The sequence below is a fragment of the Thermofilum pendens Hrk 5 genome (genome assembly GCF_000015225.1).
GTDB lineage: Archaea > Thermoproteota > Thermoprotei > Thermofilales > Thermofilaceae > Thermofilum > Thermofilum pendens.
Map to the genome: position 1 here is coordinate 344,212 of NC_008698.1, position 21,957 is coordinate 366,168.

Below are 21,957 nucleotides of genomic sequence, written 5' to 3' on the forward strand. Positions count from 1 at the left end.
CATATAGGCGGTATGCATGGAGGATCTCTCCACGGTATCAGAGGGTAGGGGAGTCTTCAAGGTATACCCCCCTGAAAAGTACAGGGACCCTGCTTGGGCCCCGGTTTTCTACAACCCTAGGATGCGGTGCTCGAGGGATATCTCGTCTGTCATCGTGGGTGCGTACGCAGAACTACTCGGTAGAGGGGGGCTAGTGGTGGTAGACGCTTTCAGCGCAACGGGTATTAGAGGGATAAGGTACGCGTTAGAGAACGAGGGCGTAGGCAGGGTCATTTTGAACGACATAAATCCGAGAGCGGTGGAAATCATTAGGCAAAATGTAGATTTAAACGGGGTTTCAGACATCGTGGAGGTACGGAGAGAGGATGCTTCTAGCTTGCTTGCATCGCTAAGCGGCGTGGACATCGTGGACTTGGATCCTTTCGGTAGCCCGGCGGAGTACGTAGACCCGGCGTTAAGGTGCCTGAAGCATAAGGGCCTGCTTTGCGTCACCGCGACGGACCTCCCGCCGCTCTTAGGCAAGTACCCGAAAACCTGCGTAAGGAAGTACTTCTCCAAGAGCATAGAGACGGAGTTTTCAAGGGAACTCGCCGTAAGGATACTGCTCTACTTCATTGCACGCGAAGCGGCAAAACTGGGTAGAACAATCGTCCCGCTCTACTCGTACTACATGGAACACCACGTAAGGGTCTGCGTACTAGTACTGAAGACAGAGAGCCGCTACGGAGGATTAACGGACTCTATAGGGTTTGTGAAGTACAACCCGACATCCCTTGAAAGAGCGGCTGTCCCTCTTTTCGACTTCTACCGGGAAGAGAGGAGCGACAACTGGGTTGTGGGTGGACCTTTATGGGTAAAGGAGATCTTCCAAAGAACGTTTGCCGATGCGGTAGGTAGAGCGTATAGTAGCAAGTTGAAGGCACACGGTCTATGCGGGAAGGGTTGGAGGGTAGTTTCTACGATTCTAGAGGAAGTTTCCCGTCCCCCCTTCTACTTCACCACGGAGAAGTTTGCGAGCACGTACCGATTAAAAGAGGAGAAGTCTGTTGTCGAGGTGTTGGAGGTGTTAAGGGCTCGAGGATTTGAGGGGTCCCGTACGCACTTTGACCCGAAAGGCTTTAGGACGAGCGCATCCATAGGAGAAATTCTCGAAGCAATAGCGAAGAGTTGAAAACTCGCTAGAAGGGTTTGACTGGCGAGACGGCTCCGCATGCTGTACACTTGATGTACATTAGTTTCTTCTCTTTTACGAGGATCGTGTCCGGTGCTTCGCATACCGGGCACTTGACGTATTCGTTGTAGAATCTTTCAAGTAGCTTGTTGAGGGTCTGCGCAGACACTTCACCGTGTATCACGGCGGTACCGTTCTCGTACACACCTGGAAGAGCTATCTCCTTTAGTATAAAGCGTAGAAGAACGGGGGGTTCCCTGTTAAGCTTCTCTGCCACGTCTTTAAAGTTGTGTATGTATACCTTCTTCCCCGTCTTGCTCACCTCGAAGGTTGGTAAAACGAACCTTTCACCCGTGCTGCGACGTCTACGCCTTGGGAGCATCGAATAGGCTCTTTCAAGTAGCTCTTCGTAGCTCATAAACGCCTGAGTCATAGGCAACTATTCAACGAACACTAATAAAAAGCCTTCGTACGCGTGTATGTTTTCTCACCGATTCATGTTCGATCTCGTCAACCTGTTACCGTGATTTCTTCCTAGTGTATACTTATAAAATATAACGAAAAAATTTTTATAGTACAAAAACCACAAAACAAGTTGTGAGTAACAAGTACCTCTTCCTAGTATTCACTTGCGCTGTACTTCTCCTAACAGTCGTCGCGGCTCCTGCTACCTCTCTAAGCTCCAGTGGGTCATCCAGCTTAGCATACAAAATAGACCTAAGTTTGCTTCAACCAGGAGACATTATATTGACGAGGGGGAAACTTGCCTCCATAATACCTGGTTACTACTCTCACGCCATCCTGTATATTGGAAACGGCATGGTTGTACATGCAGTATCGGACGGCGTAGTGGTTCAGAGTATATACGACGCCATATCGAGCGACGTATCTGCCGTGGGAATATACAGGGTAAAAACATCCAGCTATATTAAGCTAGCAGCAGTTCAGTGGGCATTGTCCAAGGTAGGTTACCCTTATGACTACAGCTGGCTGGTATACCCCGGAGGGAAACAAGTCTACGGTTCAAGCTATTACTGCTCCGAACTTGTATGGGCATCTTACCTAGCTGTAGGTGGTCCTGACTTGGATGCAAATCCAGGGTTTACGTTGAAGTATGGGTATAACGTTGCACCTCAAGAGATAGCTGATGACAACGATGTATACCTGGTTGCGTTTTACTCGAATTGAGGCCCCATTCTCCGAGGAAATTATTTCTACTTTGCATGCTCCAGTAACTCTTCTATTATCTCAACAGTACCTTGCTCCTTGTACTCCCTTGCCAGTCTCTTGGGGATTAATGCAAAATCTCCTTTCTTGAAAAGCGCACTCTTCATGCTTTTCCCACGCTCCGGTGCATCGAGCGTAGGTGAAAAGCTCTTCCGAAAGTATACAAAGCTAAATTCCTCTACCTTTGATCTCTGTTCACCGCTAGAACCTTTTGCTTGAGAAGTTACTTGTCTTCCGCTTTTCTCCAAGTCCTCGCCGCGAAAAACAACTTTTTCCATCCCGTTGATAGTCTCCTTTATTTTCTCTATGACGCCGTATTCTTCCGGAGGTAGACTCTTTTCATCTAGTTTCACGCCTTTAATTAGAAGGTCTACCTCTTTCTTTAAACGTATGAGGAAGATCGTCTCTAAGGTCTTTTTGACCTCTTCCTTTAGAAGTTTTTCATCCTCACCGAGCCTGGCGACGGCCTTAAGGGCTTCCCTGTAGAAATCAACACTGATAGGTTGAAGAGAGTTGTTCAGCAACTCCTGCTTTAGCACCTTGAGCAGCTCTCCTGGATCCCTGTAATCGCTCATCACGCCCATTCAAAAGTCCTAGCACGCATTTAAATCCTTTAGCTCGCTGCACGGAAGAATCTGAGCCATTCTCTCAGATGGGCGAGCAGGGCGCCCTAATAGGTTCGCTTTGAGCCCCTCTATGGATTTGAAGAAAAACTTGAAAGCGCTGCGGGCCCTTTATCCGTCTGTCCCGAGTATTTCGCGAAGTATTTCTTCGCTTATGCCAGCTTCCTTCATTTTTGCAAGATATTCCTCGCTACGTCCCAGGCTCTGGTACGTCTCCTTTAGCTCGTAAGGGAATACAACCCACTCTGAGAGTTCCTTCACGTAGAAGTCAGGTTTGAATGGGCTCCACGTCTTCACGTAGAGGGTAGCTGTCCTTACTTCTAAGGGCTCGGCCTTCCTGAGGTGGTTTACCGCTTCCCTTAGGGTGGCACCGCTGTCTACGATATCGTCTACGAGGAGGACTTTTCTGCCCCTAAGGTCTACGTTGAGCTCCTGTACAAGTACCGGTCTTTCCTTGTGGGACCCTACCTCTTCATAGAACTTCATCGTTAAGGCTACTGCGTCCCGAACGGACAATAGGTCCGAGAGAATCCTCCCGAGAACCCAACCCCCGCGCGCGATGGCTACCAGGATGTCGGGGCGATAGCCGTTTTCAATGATCTTCTTCGATAACTGCACGCTATCCAGGAAGAACTGTTCCCAGGATAGTACCAGTATTTTCTGCCTCCCCATATGTACTCTACTTATAGAGGTAAATTAACTTTTACGCGCGGTTTCTCGAAGCTACTGTGCAAAGTCTTCCTCGACAGCTTTTAATGATTCGTGCATTACTGGGTGCCCGTACATTTCCTCTATTACTATCGAGGCTGCCTGCGGAGGGATTATGCCTATCTCCGTTATTATCCCCGTTATGAAGTCTGGCGGTGTAACGTCGAATGCTGGGTTCAGCACGCGAAGCTTGGGGTGCCGTGCCAGCATTTCCTCGTCTACGATCTCGGTTTCCGCCCTGAACTCTATCGGTACGATGTCGCCTATCAGGGTAAAAGGGCTGAACTTGAAGGTCTCGGTCGCCACGAAGAAGTCGATACCACGCTCCCGGGCTGCCAGAGCGATAAGGCTTGTGCCGACCTTGTTCACCACCGCGCCATTAGCCGCCACGGTGTCGGCGCCGACTACTACCTTGTCAATCCTCTTCATTATGCTTCTCACGGCGGATTCCGGTATTATCCTCACCCTCACTCCTTCCCTTAAAAGGCTCTCAGCCGTTATGTAGCCTTGGAACTTTGGCCGAGTTTCAGTTGCGTACACGGTTATGTCCTTACCCTTTTTGTGGGCCAGTACCAGTATCCCCGTTGCCGCCGCACTGTTACAGTGCGTTAAAATTGTGTCACCATCCCTGATCACCTTTTCGCCGAACTCCGATATCTTCGACAAGGCTTGGTCAGCGTACTCGATAAACCGTGACGCCCTGCTCACTACGAGAGACCTGGCCTTCTCCAAGGAGTCTATACCCGGCTTTTTCAGCTGGGAAACCACGTAGTTAACAGCGTTAGGCAGAGAAACAGCCGTGGGCCTGGTCGATACGAGCAGCTCCGCGACCTTCAACATGTACTCTTTGAACTCTTCGCAACTTTCCCCCTCGTACTTCAGTGCAGCGATCCTAAGCGCTTCTGCCGCTGCTTTAGCTATGCGCCCAGCCCCCCTGATCTCCATGTCTCTGATCTTTCTCGCTATCTCCAAGACCTCTGGAGGAAAAGCTCGAACCACGCCTTGACTCATCGCCCTTCCCCTACCAGCATGTTCTTCAGTCTGCTCAGCAGGTTCTCGACTTTCTCCACCTTCAGTGGCCAGCCGAAGGACTCTCTAAGCATCACTATGGAGAATTCCGGCGCTATTACTCCTTTCTCCGTTATTATCGCGTCTATGTACGACGGCGGCGTTACATCGAAGAGGGGGGATCTGGGCTTTAACTTCCTGAGGTTTTCCCATCCACTCGGTATGTACTCCGTGAACTCTATCTCGGGGATTTCGACAAGCTCTCCAATTATGGTCTCGGGGCTAAACTTTAGGGTCGAGCTTACCACGTAGACGCGTACCCTCGCTTCGTGTGCTGCCAGAGCGATAAGGCTTGTGCCGACCTTGTTCACCACCGCGCCATTAGCCGAGATCGCCTCCGAGGAGAACAGCACTTTGTCCACTTCTTTCATAAAGAACCTCGCCGCAGAGTCGACTATGAGGTACGTGTCGACACCCATATCGGCTAGTTCTGCCGCGAATCGAACCCCTTCGCCTGTAGGCCTAGACTCGGTAACGTAGACTTTAAGCTCCTTACCGTCGCGGAGAGCTTTCTCTATTGTTTTCTTAACGAACAAGCTGTAGGAGTTTGTTAGCAGAACGTCGCCATTGGATATCCTCCTCGAAGCTATCGAGGCAGACCTTTCAACGTCTTCCCTAAGCCTGGAGGTGGCCCGCTCGTATTGCTTCTGGAAGGCTTCGCCCAGTTCTACAAAGGATCTCGGCTGGGCGGCTACTAGTTCCCCCAGGATTATTCGCATAATGTTTTGAAGCATCGCCGAGGTGACACGCGAGCGCAGAATTTTCTCAGTAACCTCGATGAACAAGCTGGGATCCTTTTGCTTCACAACAGTGTTTAGGAGGTCTAAGGCGTAGATGACAGTCTCCGTCGAGCTGTAAATCTTCCCAGAACTTATCTTCTCCAGCTCTTCTTCAAACATTCACGACCCCCTTTAAGGCCTCTGCTATTACACCTGCTACCGATACGCGAGCGTAAGGATTATGAACGCTGTCCGTGGATATAAACTCTTTGACGCCGGACCCGAAAATCCTAGCTTCGGCGTCCTGTACTAGCAACGCGTGCGTCACGCAAGCGTAGATATCCCTGAACCCGGCCTCGAGCAGTTTCTGCGCCACCTCGCCCAGCGTGCCGCCAGTGCTCACTATATCGTCCACGATTACCGCTGTCTCTCCCCGTTTCACGGCACCCGTCACGCTGACTATCTCATCCCCCATTCTCTGCTTCTCGAAGACGAAGTACGGCGCGCCGATCGTGTCGGCGAACGTTTTAGCCCAGCGCTCCGCCTCCTCGTCCGGTGCGACAACGACCCCGGTTCCGTGCTCCTTCTGGAAGAAAGCGGCCAGCAGAGGCATTGCCGAGACCTCAATGGCGGGGAACGGGAAAAGCTCGGACAAAGACCTAATTCTGTGCAGATGAGGATCCACCGTTATGAGAGCATCCACGTCTAGCTTCGCCAGGAGCCGGGCGATAACGCGGGAGCTAACCACTTCTCCCGGTGTAAACTCCGCGTCTTGTCTCAGGTAGGGCAGGTAGGGCGCCACCAGTACGACTTTCTCTGCGCCTTTTTCCCTTAATCCCTCCACTGCGAGCACTGTCTCTGCGAGTGCCTCGTTAGGGCGCCTCCCGTAGCAAACGACGTAGGCTACCTCCTCATCCTTGAGGCCTTGCGGAAGCCTGACGTACAGCTCGCCGTCCGGAAAACTCCTTACGCGGGCAACCTCGTACTTGAGGCCGAGCATGCCAGCTACCTTTTTAGCGATAGCACTGCATCCGTAACCTGATACTATCAGAGCCACGTTCTAACAAACCATTCTCGCCGATTTAAATCGCGCGCCTCTTCTAGCTAGAGCACGCCACTCCAAGTGAGTTCTAAGGACTTAAAACAACGGAGAGCCGAGCGCCCGGCTGGTCTTCTACTCTAGTTGCTCTACCTAGCTTAGGTTACTTGGCGGTGCTTCTTGTCTCCCAATCCGGGCAACATGCACTGGCGTGCACGATAAGGGAAAAGTACTATTCGTGAGTATCTTCAAAGCTTATGTTTATGGAGTCGGCTATGCTTCTAGCTTTTCTCAGAGAACCTGTAGTCTTTATCACGTAGAATACCCCGTCGGCGTCAAGTACAAAGATCGACCTGAAGAGTTTCTGGGAGTCCGCGTTGATCCTGTACACGTAGACCCCTTTATTGTTCGAGTAGACCTCTCTCAGTCGGATAACCGAGGCTCCCCACGCGCCGTAAAGTGCTCTGATCCACTCTTCGAGTATACTTGTCGGCGTACACGAAGCACACTTCCCAGCGTTAAACGCTAAAACTACGTAGCGGTTCCTACTCATTCAGCCCCCCCCCCGGAAATGCCCGCTAACTCAGGCATATACTTCACACTGGTCAAGGTACGTCGGCGTAGCGTACGCCGCGTGCAGGAATCTTGCCGACCCTCTTGTAGATGTTCTCAGCTATCCTGCTACGTAGAGCGTCGGACATCCAACGGGAAAGATTCTCGTACTTTATCCCGAGAAAAACTTCCCCGAAGCTTATTACAGCCCGAGGATCTCTTGGGCTGTAAGGACTGCTGGGACCCGATGATATAACGATACCCACGCCTTTGTCTACTAGCGGTTTAACGGTCTCCCTCACTCTAGCCACCTGAGCGACGTCGAGCGGTTTACTTCCGCCTAGGAAAAACCTGTCCAATGTTATCTCTACGAATTTCCCCTGCTTCAAAATTTCGTCGATGTCACCTTTAAGTATCTCGGGGATATTTCTCTGCGGAAGCGTGATTAAGTCTACTCTATGATCCCTGCTACCGAACGCGGTTATCGCTCTTGTCTCGGCCTCCACAGAGATGACGTCGAAGAGAGGGCGAAGCATCCTCAAAGCCTTCTTCAGGAGGCTTTGAGCCGAGATCTGCAAATGGCAACGGGAATAGCACTCTATACCGGATTCTCTAAGTTTCCTTGCGGTCTCGTCAAAACGCTTGGCTTCACGGTATAGGCTCCATTCCTGATTCCCCACCCTCGCTACGAAAACGCAACCGTGATACCCAGCCTTTCTCGCGCGTGCGTAGATTTCGCGAAACAGGCTTAGGAGCTCGTCGTCTCGTAGCGAGGCAACACCTTCGAGGGGTAGCTCGGAGGCATAGACATCGAGGAAACGCCTATGCTTCATGCTTCTCTGAGTGCTTATGCATCCGAAACTATTTTAAAATGCTTCTTGAGCGAAACCCTCATCCTCGCGTTTACTGAGTCGTCTTCTTGGATCTTAGCGAGAGAAGGTACCTGGACACTGCTTCGCTCTTTCTTAGGTGCGGCTTTAGCAACGCAGTCACGCGTATTACATCGTCGCCTTCACTTATGCGTATGTTCCCAAGGTAAGCTTCCTGCTTGTCCACCCTTAGGTATATCCTTCCATGCTCGAACCTATCCTCCAGCGAGTCCAAGAAGTAGTTGAAATCCGACTCCTCCATCCTTCTAACTATGTGCTCGAAAGCTTCCTGGGCCTCTACTTCTTCGTCTATGAAAAACTTCATGACAGTGATCGCGTTTCCGTGATAGCCGAGGACAACGTTCTTCGAAAGGTACACTTCCAGGCTTCCTCTCATGCGCTCTGGTAGAACGTTAGACACTGCCTGCAGAACTCGTTCCTCGTCTTCAGTAGCGTGCACGAAGGTTGATAACTCTAGGCTTAGCACGTCACTGCTCTTCCTCTTTCTCTCCGGCGTTTTCTGAGACATCTAGCTTAGCCTTTGAGAGAATCTTTAAGAGAAGATCCCTCGTAACTTTAACCCCAGCTTTCTTCTTGAAGCCCGCTACCCAGCGTCTCTCGATGTCTCTCTTCACCGCCGGGTGGTGCGGATCCACCATAACGACTTCATACCACTTGTAGACCCCGTCCTCGCCGACATAGTAAGACCCTAGAACTACCAGGTTGGGGAACTTCCTGGCAGCCCTCTCCTCGGCTATCTGCTGCGCACTCTTATGCGGCGAATACCCGTATACTCCCATTCTCTTGGGGCGTCTACCGCTGGAAGGCCTAGGCCTATTGAGACCTCCTTTGCGCACCCTGACCCTCGCCACTATGTATCCCTGCTTAGCCTTGTACCCCAGAGCTCTCGCGCGATTTATCCTGGTAGGCCTAGGTATCCGTACAACAGTTGGTTCACGCCTCCACAGCATGAACCTTTCTCTCATGAGCTGCCCGTGTTCGCCCTTAAAGGGTCTTTTCCAGATTTCTGCCATGTACTTGTAGTATCCCATTCGCGAAACCCCCTTCTGATTCTATCCGTGTGTTTTTAAATTTTATTGATAGGAGGGGCGCCCGGCAAAGCGTGTCTCTCAGCGCGCGAACTTTTCGATTATCTTTTCCTTCAGGTTGTCAACTCCTATTTTCTTCTCCGCCGAGACAGCCACGTAGTCCACCGCTCCAAATACTCTCCTAAAGTTGTCCATGTGCTCGGTTTGAGCTATGTCGAGCTTGTTGACTACGATCCATGCTTCGCTCGATATGAAAGACTTTACACCTCTGTAGACTGCGTATTGGAAGTCCAGCGTGAAGCCGCACGTCTCGGTGGGGTCAACGACGAAGAGAACTAGACCGGTGATGTGTTTTAGGGCTACGACTGCTTTAAGCTCGATGGGGTTCTTCTCCTCTAGCGGCCTGTCGAGCAGGCCAGGTGTGTCGACGAGCTGGATCTTCCCCAGCGGGTGCTCTATGTGTCCTACTATCAACTCTTTAGTTGTGAAGGGGTAGGGTTTGACTTCTGGCTTAGCCCTTGTAAGGGACTTTAGCAGCGAGGACTTCCCCACGTTTGGTGCCCCGGCGATAATCACTGTTGGTATATCTAGGTCGATTTCAGGTAGCTTGGCGAATGTCAACTGGAATTTTCTAAGCATGGGCAGGCACTCCTCCAGCTCTCTGAGCACGGAAAGGGCTCGTCCGAAGAAGGCTTTCTCCGCCGACACTATCTCCTCGTACGTTTTTGCCCTTCTTATTCTAACCCGCTGTTCCAGACCAATCTTCTTGATAATTTTCGAGGCGCTGTAAAGCCTAGAGGTGCAACTCTTATAGAGGTCCACGTCTAGATCTATCGTTACTAGTGAGCGGTAAAAGGGGTGTAGGTCTTCCAGGAAGGGGCTCGTAAGGGCTACGTCTCTAAGCCTAGACGAGAGAACACCAGCCGCAAGCTTAACGCACTCCAACGCCCTTATGCGTCTCGTCTCCACCTTATCTACGCCTTTAGCGCTACTCTTCCTCTTGCACGACCTGACTGCGAGCTCGAACAACTCCTCGACGCTTTGAGGAGCGTAGACCATACGTCGTTTAAGGTACTGTATGTCCATTATACTCCTGTGCAACGTTCTGAGAGCGGCACTATATTAACTATACGCGCAAGCGCGCGTGTCAGCCAGGTAGTAAGGACATACTCCTTTCATCCTCTTAATGCTTAACCTTTTATATATGCTTTCAAAGTCCAGTAGTGGTGGAAGTTAATGGAAGTACTTCCGGGCACTACTGTTGGAATAAGGGTTAGCGACGGCGTAGTGCTGGCTGCCGAGAAGAGAGTTTCCTACGGACTCTACCTGATGAGTAAGAGCGGTAAGAAGGTGTACAGGATACTAGACAAGATGGGGATGGCGAGTGCAGGCCTTATGGCGGACATGCAAACTTTGGCTAGAATTGTCGAGGCGGAGATGCGTCTGTACGAGCTCGACTCGAATATCTCCCCGAAAGTCTGGACCGTTGCGAAGCTGCTTTCCTACATACTCTACGAGAGGAGACTCTTCCCATACTACGCGGAGATAGTTGTCGGAGGGCTAGACGAGGAGGGGTCACACCTCTACTCCCTAGATCCGATAGGCGCGATAATTGAAGATGACTACGTAGCCCTGGGATCTGGCACCCAGCTCGCAATCAGCATAGTGGAGAGCAACTACAAAAAAGATATGTCGCTAGACGAAGCCCTAAGCCTCGCACTTAAGTCCGTATACGCCGCCATGAAGCGCGACGCCGCCAGCGGTGATGGAGTGGACGTGCTGGTTATAGGAAAAAGCGGAACCCTGGAGAAAACCTACCCCTTAAGCGAGCTTCAAAGCGTAGCCGTATAAGACCGCTCCCTCGCCTCTCCCGTGCCGTAGTTAAAGTTTCTTCGACGTGCGCATCGTGGATTATCGGCATGCGCTTCAGGTTTATATCAGCGTTTGCGGATGTTTAGGAGGGAGCGATGGTTGCAGGAGAAGTGCGCGAGCTGGAGTTTTGGATCCTTGATGCGAGTTACGACGTCGTAAAGGGTCACCCGGTCATCTACCTCTGGGGGATAACGGAGAGTGGGGAGAGAATAGTCGTAGCTGAAAAGAACTTCAGGCCTTACTTCTACCTAGTCCCCGAGAACGCGATCAGCGACGCACTCGTGGAGAGAGTTAGAACTGCTCTCCACACGTTCAAGGTTTTAAGCGTGAACGCCATTGAGAGGAAGCTCTTCGGAAGAACACTCAATGTTCTAAAGGTTACGATAACGGATCCTCGGGATGTCCCGAAGGCTAGAGAAGTTGCAGCGAAGATCCCGGGTATCCGCGACGTTCTCGAGGCGGATATCAGGTTCTACATGCGCTACATGGTGGACACGGGTATCTCTCCGAGCTCCTGGGTTCTCGCTAAGGTTAGGAGCGCTCCCGTCCCGAATGGGTGGCGTGTAGACGAGTTCTTCGAGCTTGTAGAAGCTCCGAGGTCCCTGGACAAAAAGAGCACGCCGAGGCTTAAAACCTATGCTTTCGACATAGAGTGCTATAACAGGTACGGGGAACCCGACCCCGAGAGAGACCCTGTCCTCGTGATCAGCAGGACCGGAGAGGATGGTACGGTGATTTTCTCGCAGGACGAGGGTTCTTCCGAGAAGAAGTTACTCGAAGAATTCGTAAATGACTTAGTGCAGTACGACCCGGACGTTATCCTTGGATATAACTCTAACAGGTTCGACTGGCCGTACCTCTTGCAGCGCGCCCGTGTAAACGGGGTTAAACTGTCTATTGGAAGAAATCTTGGAGAACCGTCACAAAGTGTCTACGGGCATTTCTCCGTTGTTGGTCGTGCCAACGTGGACCTCTACGACTACGCGAGCGAGCTACAGGAAGTTAAGGTAAAGACTCTGGAGAACGTTTCAGAGTTCCTCGGAGTCATGAAGAAAAGCGAGAGAGTGCTCATAGACACCAACAAGGTGTACGAGTACTGGGATTCGAAGGACAAAAGAAGTCTATTGCTGCGGTACGCGGGGGACGATGCAAGGAGCACGTACCTTCTAGGCCAAGTTGTGTTACCCTTCGGCATCCAGTTGTCGAGCCTAGTAGGCCTCCCCCTGGACCAGGTCTTCGCAGCGTCCGTTGGCAACAGGGTAGAGTGGTTCCTCATCAGGCAAGCCTTCGTCTTCAACGAGCTTGTCCCCAACTCGCGGGAGCGAGGAGAGGAGACGTACAAGGGAGCTATCGTGCTGAAGCCTAAACCCGGAGTCCACAAGAAGATAGCTGTCCTCGACTTTTCGTCCATGTACCCCAACATCATGATCAAGTACAACATTTCTCCCGATACCTACGTACCACCGGAGGAACACGTCGACCCTAGCGAGGTCTGGGTAGCGCCGGAGGTCGGGCACAGGTTCAGGAAGCATCCCCCCGGTTTCTACAGAAAAGTTCTCGAGAGCCTTCTCGAAGCCAGGAGGCGGCTACGGGAGAAAATGAAGACGCTTGACCCCCGAAGCGAAGAATATAGGATCTACGATGAAAGGCAGAAGGCCATCAAGGTAATCACGAACGCGACGTACGGGTACAGCGGATGGAGTATGGCGCGGTGGTACAAGAGAGAAGTAGCCGAGGCGACAACGGCTTGGGGGCGTGAGCTCATCAAGGCTACGATAAAAAAGGCGCAGAGCCTCGGGCTCAGCATAATCTACGGGGACACGGACAGCATCTTCGTACAGTTCGACGAGGAGAAGATCGGTAGGCTAGTAGAGTACGTTGAGAAAGAGTTGGGCTTTGAGATAAAGCTGGACAAGGTGTACGAAAAGGTCTTCTTCACTGAGTCCAAAAAGAAGTACTGCGGGTTGCTCGCTGACGGCCGGGTAGACCTTGTAGGGTTTGAGGCGGTTAGAGGCGACTGGGCTGAGATCTCGAAGGAGATCCAGGAGAGAGTCGTAGAGATAGTGTTGAAAGAGGAGGATCCCTGGAAAGCCGTGGACTTCGTTAGGAAAACCATAACAGAGCTGAGCGAGGGGAGGATACCCTTAGAGAAGCTCGTCATTTGGAAAACTCTCTCCAAGGACCTCGACGAGTACGAAGTTGATGCTCCGCACGTTGTCGTAGCTAGGGAGCTTAAAAGGCTTGGCTACAGGGTGGGGAAGGGGGCGAAGATAGGCTACATCGTGGTGAAAGGCGCCGGCAAGGTTTCCGAGAAGGCAAAGCCTCTAATCTCCGTTAAGAGCCCCGACGAGGTGGACACGGATTACTACGTCAAGAGACAAATCGTGCCTGCCGCCCTGCGAATACTAGAGTACTTTGGAGTGAAGGAAGAGCACTTCTCGACCGGTAGAAGGCAGGCCACGCTTTCCGACTTCTTTTAATGCTACGACTTTAATGCTACGACAATGCCTGTAGAAGACGTTACGTAGACTCCAGGAGTATAATGTAGAGGTTGCTTACCAGGTCGTAGAGGATGTCGGAGCTGTCTTCAAGCATCTCCGCTATGCCGAGCAGTAAAAGCATGGTACTGCTGGAGATATTCGACCCTAGAACCTCGAATATGGTGCTACGGTACAGCGAGTCTATGGTGCTTTCGTACTCAGAGATCTTTCTAAGATCCTCTAAGGCTTGCGGCGGCGAGCTTAGCAACTTATTCATAGCTTGATCAAGAGTGCTTACCATCATGGAGAGATTGTCGCACATAGCGGCGAAGTTTGAAGCAACCTTCTCCGGGACAACCCAGTTCTTCTCTATGAGGAAGCCCAACCTGTAGGATATGCCACTTAGCTTGTCCACGACGCTCATGACACGAGAGCCTATCCTCACCCATTCCTCTCTATGCATGAGTCCTCTCGATGCCTTAGTTAAGTAGTCGATGTACTCCGTCTGGAGAGTCTGCGTCTGGCTTTTCGTCTTCTGTATCCTTTCTATCCTCTCGCGTTGCTCATCCCTTAACCCCTGCTCGTTGATCGTCTTTACGACCCTGCGTATCTCCTCTAAGATATCCTGGGAAAGCAGCAACTCCTTCCTCAAAACAGATACCAGCTTCACGTCAGCTATAGAGAGGCCCTCCATTCACCCCACCCTCTTCGCCCTCACAGTTGCTATCGAGTTGTCGGCAACACCCTTAGTCTTAAGCTCATCGGTGTTACACCATACCTCGTTCGGAGGTACGGATTCACTCGGCATCGCCGCGAAGTACAGCTTCTTCTTCCCGGCTATAACGACCTCTATTTCGGAGCTTATCCCAAGCTCGTTCATTGTAGATGGATTCATGAAAGCCCTACCCTCAGGGACTTCGTCGCGTCGACGCAGCCTTAACCTCCTCTCTCTTCGCTGCTCTGCCATAACCATCCATGCCCTGCAAAAAGCTAGGAGTAATTATACTTTACTCTTTTGAGCGACGTTTCTGCTTCCTAGCTATAAACATTGCTTAAAATGTTTATTACCCTCAAAGAAAACCTCGTTATGGCTTTCCTCGCACCCCTCTCGGCAAGCATTCCTCGCGGATTCTTCGCTCATCCCTACTAATCCGAGAGAGCGCTCACATTCCTTTATGCAAGCCTCGAGCGATGAAAACGAAGAGCAATAACCGAGCCTTTTCCTATCTCAGCCTCCAAATCCTTCAAGGCTTCCAGCAGGTACTCTGCTGCCCGTCTAGCCTCAACGATTTCTACTGCTAGCTCGTCGTCGACGAGCAATATTCCCTCGCCTGCAGCTTCAACGAGATCCCTCACCACACGACAAAGCTTCTCGGCTCGGTTCGCCAGCACTATGCGGCACTCCAGGCTTAACTCCACGCTTACCGTCACCGCTTAGCTACATCCCCTGTAGAGCTTGACACGGACACGCCTCGCTAGACACCCCTCGGACACTACCAAAGCGTGCCCTCTTCCCAGCTTGGGTATTCGTTCAACGTCCTCGCACCCTAGCTTCTGTAGATCCGCCCTAGAAGCATCGTGGAGTACAACGAGGCTCGCGTTGCGTAAAACCCTTTCCGATAGGTCGTCGAGCCTCTGCGCCACAGCGACGACGACTTCCCCGAATTTCCTCAATTCTAGGAAAAGCCTCTCCGCCAGGCTCGGAGCCTCCCACCTAGCCCTGTACGGTAGAACCTGCCACGCCTCCTCGATCACCGTGACATGAGCTATCTCCTGCGACTTCCCCCTCGCCATCGCGGCATCGTAAAGGTGCTTCAGGAGCACAAGCGCGAGTAACCCCCGGTACTTGAGGGGGAGTACCGAGAGGTCGACCGCGAACGCCCCCCTGAAAAGAGCCTCGGGCGGCGCGTCTCCGTTCAGCGTTCTTCCCAGAACCCCCTCGTTCAAAATTGTAAGGCGCCTCAGGATCGCCGCCTTTATCTCGAACTCTCTCCAATCCCGCACCGGCTCCTCGTCCACCAAGGCTATGATGTCGCTCAACCTGAAGGGAGGAGAACCCTTTTTGAGAGCCTTCACGAGGAAGTACCACTGCGGCTCTGTAATCTGGAAGATCGTCGAGAACACGTCTACTACGAACTCTATGTCACCGGTTGAAAGAACGTTGAAAGAAAGGTCCTTCCCTGGCTCTAAGCGCCCGAACTCCCCGTATTCTCCGTGGAAGTCTAGAACGAGAAACGGGATGCCCCTCCGCTTGAGCCCGCAGAGAAGCACCTTCACGGTGTTCGTTTTACCGCTACCGGTGGGTCCCGCGACGACGATGTGCCCTTGCTTCAAGGAAACCGCGGATAAGGCTCCGAGTCTGACCCTCAGTCCCCGCTCGGCAAGCAACATGCCCTTCGAACGTAAATACACCCTGGAGAAAAAGCGAGCACGGTAGAAGACACCGGCTACTTCACCTTAAATAGCTTTTTAACGTAGGAGGTGCTACGTCCACGGGATCGTAATGGGGGAGGGGAGGGAGGGATACGAGATCCTCTTGGACTGTTTCCTGAAGGCTTTACCCTCCGAGGTCGTAGCCGGAGCGGTGAAGAGGGGTAGCGTCGTCTACTTCAGGGTGGTTCACGGAAAGGCTGTGCTCATGTCCAGGAAGATCGCCGTTGTCGGGCGCGTCCAGGGGGTTGTCCACGGCGATAAGTTTACAGACATTGTTCTCGGAGACGGTAGCGGCACAGTGACTGTGAGGTTCTGGTCCGAGAAGAAAGGCTTGCTTGAAGATAAGGGGCTAGCGGAGGGTTCCACAGCGAAGGTGCTCGGAGTACTGAGAGAAAGCAGGGAGGGCACCGTGTACGTAACTCCCATAGCTGTCCAATCCGTGCCCGACGGTTACCTTGAAGAGTTCACCGCGAGGATAAGAGAGGACCGAGACTTCCTCGCCACGTTCATTGAAAAACAACGAAGCACGGTAGACGCGGAAGAGGCAACGCCTCCGATAGGACGCGACTTCTCAGAAAAACGTTAAAGTAACGGCGCATAGATGGGAAGCAGGAAAACGGCGGAGATTTCTCAGAATGTTTCCCTAGTCTTTGCACGCGGGAAAAGCTTTTAAGCATGCCTTTTTACTTCCTTCTAGAGGCTCAGCGGCCGTAGTCTAGCCTGGTAGGATGGCGGCCTCCCAAGCCGCAGAGCCTTAAAGGCGCGGAAAACCCGGGTTCAAATCCCGGCGGCCGCACCACTTCCCATCTTCTTAGAAGAAGGCTACTCGTGCATAGTTCTCTCGCGTGCGGTTCGCTAACTTTTTATATGTGTAAGGGTCGGCGCTTATCGGTGTTCCGAGATGAGTTTAAGCGGTGTTGAAAAGTTCCTGCTCTCCTACGTCTACTACGAGTACGGCGGAAAACTGTACTTCCAGAGTCCGGGCGGCGATGCTGAAAGCTTCCTAGCAGAGTTCATCGCAGAAGAGTTCCTTCCGAGAAAGAACCCTAACTTCTCGAGGGTAGTCGAGGGCTTCGCTTCTGCTCTACGCGGACTCCGAGAAAAAGGCTACGTGGAGCTACGCGGATACGAGCTCATACTAACAGACTCCGGTAAAGCCGTAGCTACCCAGATAAGCCAAGAGGAATACCGAGACCTAAAGAAGCGTTTCTCAAAAGTATAGCCCCCGAGCACGCGTTTATGCCTTGTAAATCACGTACTCCTCGAGCTCGGGGCTAAACCTTCTCTTAAGGACACCTTTCCCGAGAAGATTCGTCAAAGCCCTGTAGAACTCTACGGGCTTCACTCCTCTCCCCGTAACCCGCTTGTAGAGCTCCGACCTGGTGACCCCTCCGCTCGAACGCGTAACCTCTTCTACGATCATTCTCTCCACGTCCTCCGTGAAGAACGCTTGCACGCGCGGAGCCGCCCTCTCCTCGGACTGAGGAGAGAGAAAAGACGTCAGATCGACCGCCGGGGGCTTTTCCTCCTCGCCTTTCTTCTTTCTACGAGATTTCTCAGCCATCACGCTTCCACACTAATCATTCTTCAACGCTTTTAAGGATTTTCACGTATTTCACAGAGCTTTTTCCACTTTAAAGCACGCGAACCTCAATAACCCCAAGCGTTGTTCCACGAGAGTCCCACCAAGGCTTTTGCCCGTTTAGAACTAATACCGTGGTGCCGGGGCCGGGATTCGAACCCGGGAAGACCGGATTATGAGTCCGGCGCCCTTGACCAGGCTAGGCGACCCCGGCTTCGTAACCCCTATGACCGGAATACTTCCTGGGTAATAAACCTTTAGCATCGCGTTCCCCGGCGGAAAGAGAAGAAAAAACTGTGTCTCGCAGTGTCAGCGGTTCGTCCACGCTAGTCACCGGCTACGGGGGTTCGCGTTGAGGAGTAGAAAGGCTCCCCGGGAAAAATACGTACGAGTATCAGAAGGTGACCCTACCCCCGAAGATCGTCTTCGTAGCCTCGTCGAGGAATATCTCCACCCCTTTAACGCGCGGCAGACGCGTCAATACATCCCTCTCGGTGACAATACCTCTAGGCTTCCCGTCGTGCGTCACAACGAGCGCGCCGATGCCGTGCTTCTTCATCAAGCTTACCGCCAAGCCCACGTCCACATCGTCTTCGACTGCTAGCACGGGCTTCGAGGAGATGTACACGAGAGGCGTGTCGTAGACCGCGCTCCTCGACCCCTCCTTTAGCCTCGCCAGCACGTCCTCCCTCGACACGTAGGAAAGGACATCCTTGATCGTAACTATCCCGCGTAACTCTTCACCACTGACCAGAGGGAGTCTGCGTATACGCCTCTCCGACATAACGCGCATCCCTTCGAAGAGAGAGTCCATGGGCGACAGGTAGACAACCTCGGAAGTCATGATCTCCTTGACCTTCACGTGGGTCTCAACGTTCGCTAGAAGGGAAATCACGTGCCTCTCCGAAACTATGCCAACAACGCGTAGATCCTCGTCAACCACCGCTAAAGCCCCTATACCGCGTTCAACCATCAACTCTATGACTTCCCTCAGATCCGAGCGAGTATAAACGTAAGGAGGATCGTACTTGAGAAACTCGACGCCCGTTTGCTCCAGCGCCTTGTAAACATCGCCGTTAAACCTAGCTTCGACAACGTCCCTGAATCTCCTCCCACCCAGGAAGTCCACCAGATCCCTCGCGGAAACCATCCCCTTCAACACCCCACGCTCGTCAACCAGCGGTACGTGCCGAACCCTGTTACGCCCCATGGCAACTAGAACGTCAAGAACCCTGGAAGAGCTGGGAACGACGGCGAGCGGTGGGAAACGCCCAACAGGTAGCTCACTGACTCTCATAACCACCTCTATACTCCTCGAACGAGGTTAAAATATTTGTCGAATGCCGATACAGCAAAAGTCGAAAAATTGAGCGCCGCACAGAGAGATTTGTGCCCGAGTCCACGCCGGTAGACAGCCTCGGGCTATTGGGAGTGGCCGGCTCGCGCCTCGGAAACCCTCGGCGCATACACCGCCACCCCATCAACCCCGTCTTCTACGGGTGCCCTCGTCCCGACCCAAAGCCCCCGTCGCCGGGAGCAACGGATCGGGAGCGGCCGCCTCGTCTCGGGGTGGGTTTCCCGCTTAGATGCCTTCAGCGGTTACCCCTTGCGGCGTGGCTGCCCGGCAGTGCCCTGCCGGACAACCGGTACACTAGAGGCCACGGCCCGCAGTTCCTCTCGTACTGTGCGGACCATCCCCTCAGGCGGCCAACGGTCCCGGCAGGTAGAGTCCGACCTGTCTCGCGACGGTCTAAACCCATCTCACGTTCCCTTTTAATGGGCGAGCAGCCCCACTCTTGGCCCCTGCTGCAGGGCCAAGCTAGGAAGAGACGACGTCTGGGTACCAAACCGCGGGGTCGATGTGAACTCTCGCCCGCGACGAGCCGGTTACTCCCGGGGTAACTTTTCTGTCATGCCCGGCCCCCACCGAAGGGGGCACGAGCGTTCGCTAGGCCCCGGTTTCCCGCCTGCGCCCCACGCGTTTAAGGGCGCAGTCAGCCCGGCTTTTGGCCTTGCCCTCTACGGCGGAGTTCTGACCCGCCTGAGCCGAGCTTTGGGCACCCCTGATACCTTCTCAGGGGTGTGCCGCCCCAGCCGAACAGCCCACCTGGCGCTGTCCCCCGGGAAACCCCGGGGTTAGGGACACAGCCGCAGGTGAGCGGTGTTTCATGGCCGCATCCCCTGACCCCGGAGGGCCAGGTTCATCGCTCCCGCCTACGCTACGCACCCGCAGCCGTGTCTCAACGCCAGGCTGCTGTGAAGCTCCACGGGGTCTTCTCGCCCCACCGGGACTCCCAGGACTCTGCACCTGGTTGCGGGTTCAGCGGGTCCCAGGCTGGGACAGTGGGGACCTCGTTGATCCATTCATGCGCGCCGGAACTTACCCGGCAAGGCATTTGGCTACCTTAAGAGAGTCAGAGTTACTCCCGGCCTTCGGCGGCGCTTCGCCCGGTTGTACCCGGGTTTCACGTACCGCCAGTGGCCAGGATTCAGCCCCCGTACTCACCCTTTCGGGCTCGCGGGGACCTATGTTTTTATTAAACAGTCGGGTCCCCCTTGTCACTGCGACCTGCGGTCCCAGGGGTATGCCCCAAGACCGCAGGCACCCCTTCTCCCGAAGTTACGGGGCTAATTTGCCGAGTTCCCTAGCCTGGGTTACCCCGCCACGCCTTGGGCTTTTCACCCAGGGGCACCTGTGTCGGTTCTCGGTACGGGCGTGGGGCTCCTTCCCCGCTCCCTTTTCACGGGCCCCAGGAGTCGGGGGAACCCGCCTAACGGCGGGCCCATCGCGCCTTCACCCGCTTCTCGCCATGACGGCACTCAGCGGGCTTCAGCGCTTGGATGGGACGGCAGTCCCACTCCCCCTATCCCGAGGCGTCAGGAGCGGGGCTCGCGTTGCCGCAAAGCGTACCCCACGGCAGGGGAATATTAACCCCTTTCCCTTTCGGCGGCACCGGTTAAGGGCCGCCTTAGGACCGGCTAACCCTCAGCCGACGACCGTTGCTGAGGAACCCTTGCCCTTTCGGCGGAGGGGATTCTCACCCCTCTTGCGCTCTTACTACCGCCGGGATTTTCATTCCAGGCGGATCCACCGGACCTCACGGCCCGGCTTCCAGTCCACCTGGACGCCCCCCTACCGGATCACCCCGCAATGCGGGGTGCCCCGGGGTCTCGGCGGCCGGCTTAGTCCCGGTAATCTTCGGGGCCCCCCGCCTCGGCGGGTAAGCTGTTACGCACTTCTTAGCCGATGGCTGCTTCTAAGCCTACGGCCCCGCTGTCTAAGGCGGGGGACACCCTTCTGGCTTGACACTTTAGCCGGCACTTGGGGGCCTTAACCCCGGTCTGGGTTGTTCCCCTCTCGGCCTGGCGGCTTATCCGCCAGAACCCGTCTCCGCCCATCTACGGTGCCGGTCGGTTCGGGGTTTGAAAGGGAGCTGGGACCTTTCGGTCCCCGGACTCCCAATCAGTGCCCTACCCAACCGGCAACCTCAGGGCGGGCCGGACTGGGATCCGCTTCGGGGGGAACCAGCTATCACCGAGCTTGATTGGTCTTTTGCCCCTAGGCCGAGGTCATGGGAACGAATTGCACGTCAGAACCCCTTCGGGCCTCCACCCGGCTTTCGCCGGGCTTCACCCTGCCCCGGCCTAGATCGCTCGGTTTCTGGTCTCACGGCTGTGACTACGGGCCCTTTCAGACCCCGCCCCACACCAGCCATGCGGCTGGCTACGGGCTTGTCGGTTTCCCTACGCCTTCGGGGCTTGAACCCCTTAGGCTCGCCACAGCCGTGAACTCCCCGGCCCGTGTTTCTAGACGTAAGGCGCGACCCCGGTCCCCTCCCCTCGTACTCCCCGGTCGCCCGGGTTTCCTTCGGGGAGGATCTACCCTTTCGGGCCGCGCCACCTGTCGCCACCCGGTTTCAGGCTCTTTTCACCCCCCTTCCGGGGTGCTTTTCAGCTTTCCCTCACGGTACTTAGTTCGCTATCGGTCTCGGGACGTATTTAGCCTTGGAGGTCGGTGCCCCCCAGCTTCCCACGGCAAAACCAAGCCGTGGTACTCAGGGACACCCGCCATCCCCCACCCGGATTTAGCCTACGGGGCTGTCACCCTCTACGGCGCGGCTTTCCAGCCGACTTCGGCTATCCGGGCTAGGGGGGACGCGGGGCCCTGCAACCCCACATCCGTCCATGCTCTTCGCATGGACGTTCGGTTTGGGCTCTCCCCCTTTCGGTCGCCCCTACTCAGGGGATCCCAATTGGTTTCTTCTCCTCCCCCTACTAAGATGTTTCCGTTGGGGGGGTTCCCGCTCGGTACTCCCCTTGCGGGTTTCCCGAGCGCCGTGGGTTGACCCACGGCAGGAGGTCCCATTCGGCGATCCCCGGATCGAAGCCTGCATGCGGCTCCCCGGGGCGTATCGCCGCTTGCCACGGCCTTCCTCGGCGCCCGAGCCGAGCCATCCACCGGGTGGCTTAGCGCCGTCTACCGGCGTGGACTCGGTCTGCACACTCTCTGTGCGGCGCTCATCGATCCCCACCGGTTCCCCGGTAGGGATTCACGCCCTTCACCC

General features: G+C 54.1%; 23 protein-coding genes, 2 tRNA genes and 1 rRNA gene. 7 read left to right on the forward strand and 19 right to left on the reverse strand.

Going from position 1 to position 21,957, the window contains the following annotated elements:
- Nucleotides 1-16: 16 nt before the first annotated feature.
- Complete coding sequence (locus tag TPEN_RS01930) at nucleotides 17-1,171, forward strand: tRNA (guanine(10)-N(2))-dimethyltransferase (protein ID WP_011752053.1); 1,155 nt, start codon at nucleotides 17-19, stop codon at nucleotides 1,169-1,171.
- Nucleotides 1,172-1,178: 7 nt separating this feature from the next.
- Here TPEN_RS01930 and TPEN_RS01935 read toward each other — a convergent pair whose 3' ends face one another.
- Nucleotides 1,179-1,604 carry a translation initiation factor IF-2 subunit beta gene (locus tag TPEN_RS01935; protein WP_011752054.1) on the reverse strand — a complete coding sequence of 142 codons (426 nt, stop codon included), beginning with the start codon at nucleotides 1,602-1,604 and terminating at the stop codon, nucleotides 1,179-1,181.
- 164 nt (nucleotides 1,605-1,768) lie between these two features.
- Here TPEN_RS01935 and TPEN_RS01940 point away from each other — a divergent pair, with 164 nt between their 5' ends.
- Nucleotides 1,769-2,359, forward strand: coding sequence for a YiiX/YebB-like N1pC/P60 family cysteine hydrolase (locus TPEN_RS01940; RefSeq protein WP_011752055.1), 591 nt, complete (start codon nucleotides 1,769-1,771; stop codon nucleotides 2,357-2,359).
- A gap of 26 nt (nucleotides 2,360-2,385) precedes the next feature.
- Here TPEN_RS01940 and TPEN_RS01945 read toward each other — a convergent pair whose 3' ends face one another.
- From TPEN_RS01945 to TPEN_RS01990, 10 genes are all read right to left on the reverse strand, one after another.
- The gene (locus tag TPEN_RS01945) at nucleotides 2,386-2,976 is read right to left on the reverse strand and encodes a DNA replication complex GINS family protein (RefSeq protein ID WP_052885024.1); all 591 of its coding nucleotides are present in this window, start codon (nucleotides 2,974-2,976) and stop codon (nucleotides 2,386-2,388) included.
- 156 nt (nucleotides 2,977-3,132) lie between these two features.
- The gene (locus TPEN_RS01950) at nucleotides 3,133-3,693 is read right to left on the reverse strand and encodes a phosphoribosyltransferase (protein ID WP_011752057.1); all 561 of its coding nucleotides are present in this window, start codon (nucleotides 3,691-3,693) and stop codon (nucleotides 3,133-3,135) included.
- 51 nt (nucleotides 3,694-3,744) lie between these two features.
- Nucleotides 3,745-4,740: a ribose 1,5-bisphosphate isomerase gene (locus TPEN_RS01955; protein ID WP_011752058.1), complete on the reverse strand. Its 996-nt coding sequence runs from the start codon at nucleotides 4,738-4,740 to the stop codon at nucleotides 3,745-3,747.
- Nucleotides 4,737-5,696, reverse strand: a complete 960-nt coding sequence (locus TPEN_RS01960) for an eIF2B alpha/beta/delta subunit family protein (RefSeq protein WP_011752059.1) — start codon at nucleotides 5,694-5,696, stop codon at nucleotides 4,737-4,739. Before TPEN_RS01960 ends, TPEN_RS01955 begins: the two co-directional genes overlap by 4 nt.
- A complete protein-coding gene (gene prs, locus TPEN_RS01965; RefSeq protein WP_052885025.1) occupies nucleotides 5,689-6,573 on the reverse strand; it encodes a ribose-phosphate diphosphokinase in 885 nt (294 codons plus the stop codon). The genes TPEN_RS01960 and prs overlap by 8 nt, the downstream gene beginning before the upstream one ends.
- Nucleotides 6,574-6,787: 214 nt before the next feature.
- The gene (locus TPEN_RS01970) at nucleotides 6,788-7,108 is read right to left on the reverse strand and encodes a hypothetical protein (protein ID WP_011752061.1); all 321 of its coding nucleotides are present in this window, start codon (nucleotides 7,106-7,108) and stop codon (nucleotides 6,788-6,790) included.
- 52 nt (nucleotides 7,109-7,160) lie between these two features.
- Nucleotides 7,161-7,940: an RNase P subunit p30 family protein gene (locus TPEN_RS01975; protein WP_011752062.1), complete on the reverse strand. Its 780-nt coding sequence runs from the start codon at nucleotides 7,938-7,940 to the stop codon at nucleotides 7,161-7,163.
- Nucleotides 7,941-8,010: 70 nt separating this feature from the next.
- Nucleotides 8,011-8,505 (reverse strand): RNA-binding domain-containing protein, encoded by a 495-nt coding sequence (locus TPEN_RS01980; protein WP_052885026.1) that lies wholly within the window; start codon nucleotides 8,503-8,505, stop codon nucleotides 8,011-8,013.
- On the reverse strand, nucleotides 8,465-9,028 hold the full coding sequence (locus TPEN_RS01985) for a 50S ribosomal protein L15e (protein WP_011752064.1): 564 nt from the start codon (nucleotides 9,026-9,028) through the stop codon (nucleotides 8,465-8,467). Before TPEN_RS01985 ends, TPEN_RS01980 begins: the two co-directional genes overlap by 41 nt.
- 78 nt (nucleotides 9,029-9,106) lie before the next feature.
- Entirely contained in the window at nucleotides 9,107-10,111 is a 1,005-nt protein-coding gene (locus TPEN_RS01990; protein ID WP_011752065.1) for an NOG1 family protein, read from the reverse strand.
- Nucleotides 10,112-10,261: 150 nt separating this feature from the next.
- Between TPEN_RS01990 and psmB the strand changes: the two genes are divergently transcribed.
- Entirely contained in the window at nucleotides 10,262-10,876 is a 615-nt protein-coding gene (psmB, locus tag TPEN_RS01995) for an archaeal proteasome endopeptidase complex subunit beta (protein ID WP_011752066.1), read from the forward strand.
- 116 nt (nucleotides 10,877-10,992) lie between these two features.
- Complete coding sequence (locus TPEN_RS02000) at nucleotides 10,993-13,377, forward strand: DNA-directed DNA polymerase (RefSeq protein WP_011752067.1); 2,385 nt, start codon at nucleotides 10,993-10,995, stop codon at nucleotides 13,375-13,377.
- Between the two features lie 40 nt (nucleotides 13,378-13,417).
- Here the strand turns inward: TPEN_RS02000 and TPEN_RS02005 are convergent, their stop codons facing one another.
- The 4 genes from TPEN_RS02005 to TPEN_RS02020 form a co-directional block, all read right to left on the reverse strand.
- On the reverse strand, nucleotides 13,418-14,071 hold the full coding sequence (locus TPEN_RS02005; RefSeq protein WP_011752068.1) for a hypothetical protein: 654 nt from the start codon (nucleotides 14,069-14,071) through the stop codon (nucleotides 13,418-13,420).
- Nucleotides 14,072-14,344, reverse strand: coding sequence for a hypothetical protein (locus TPEN_RS02010; RefSeq protein ID WP_148677893.1), 273 nt, complete (start codon nucleotides 14,342-14,344; stop codon nucleotides 14,072-14,074).
- 206 nt (nucleotides 14,345-14,550) lie between these two features.
- Nucleotides 14,551-14,808 carry a hypothetical protein gene (locus tag TPEN_RS02015; protein ID WP_011752070.1) on the reverse strand — a complete coding sequence of 86 codons (258 nt, stop codon included), beginning with the start codon at nucleotides 14,806-14,808 and terminating at the stop codon, nucleotides 14,551-14,553.
- Between the two features lie 3 nt (nucleotides 14,809-14,811).
- Nucleotides 14,812-15,768: an ATP-binding protein gene (locus TPEN_RS02020; protein WP_052885027.1), complete on the reverse strand. Its 957-nt coding sequence runs from the start codon at nucleotides 15,766-15,768 to the stop codon at nucleotides 14,812-14,814.
- A 112-nt stretch (nucleotides 15,769-15,880) separates the two neighbouring features.
- Here TPEN_RS02020 and TPEN_RS02025 point away from each other — a divergent pair, with 112 nt between their 5' ends.
- The 3 genes from TPEN_RS02025 (at nucleotide 15,881) to TPEN_RS02035 (ending at nucleotide 17,032) form a co-directional block, all read left to right on the forward strand.
- On the forward strand, nucleotides 15,881-16,396 hold the full coding sequence (locus TPEN_RS02025) for an OB-fold nucleic acid binding domain-containing protein (protein ID WP_011752072.1): 516 nt from the start codon (nucleotides 15,881-15,883) through the stop codon (nucleotides 16,394-16,396).
- Between the two features lie 118 nt (nucleotides 16,397-16,514).
- Nucleotides 16,515-16,609, forward strand: a tRNA-Gly gene (locus tag TPEN_RS02030).
- Nucleotides 16,610-16,711: 102 nt separating this feature from the next.
- The gene (locus tag TPEN_RS02035) at nucleotides 16,712-17,032 is read left to right on the forward strand and encodes a helix-turn-helix domain-containing protein (protein ID WP_011752073.1); all 321 of its coding nucleotides are present in this window, start codon (nucleotides 16,712-16,714) and stop codon (nucleotides 17,030-17,032) included.
- 15 nt (nucleotides 17,033-17,047) lie between these two features.
- On the opposite strand, the gene TPEN_RS02040 is transcribed toward TPEN_RS02035, so the two are convergent.
- The 4 genes from TPEN_RS02040 to TPEN_RS02055 form a co-directional block, all read right to left on the reverse strand.
- The gene (locus TPEN_RS02040) at nucleotides 17,048-17,374 is read right to left on the reverse strand and encodes a hypothetical protein (RefSeq protein ID WP_011752074.1); all 327 of its coding nucleotides are present in this window, start codon (nucleotides 17,372-17,374) and stop codon (nucleotides 17,048-17,050) included.
- A 153-nt stretch (nucleotides 17,375-17,527) separates the two neighbouring features.
- A tRNA-Met gene (locus tag TPEN_RS02045) sits at nucleotides 17,528-17,606 on the reverse strand.
- A 180-nt stretch (nucleotides 17,607-17,786) separates the two neighbouring features.
- On the reverse strand, nucleotides 17,787-18,689 hold the full coding sequence (locus tag TPEN_RS02050) for a CBS domain-containing protein (RefSeq protein WP_052885028.1): 903 nt from the start codon (nucleotides 18,687-18,689) through the stop codon (nucleotides 17,787-17,789).
- A gap of 108 nt (nucleotides 18,690-18,797) precedes the next feature.
- Nucleotides 18,798-21,875, reverse strand: a 23S ribosomal RNA gene (locus TPEN_RS02055).
- Nucleotides 21,876-21,957: the final 82 nt, after the last annotated feature.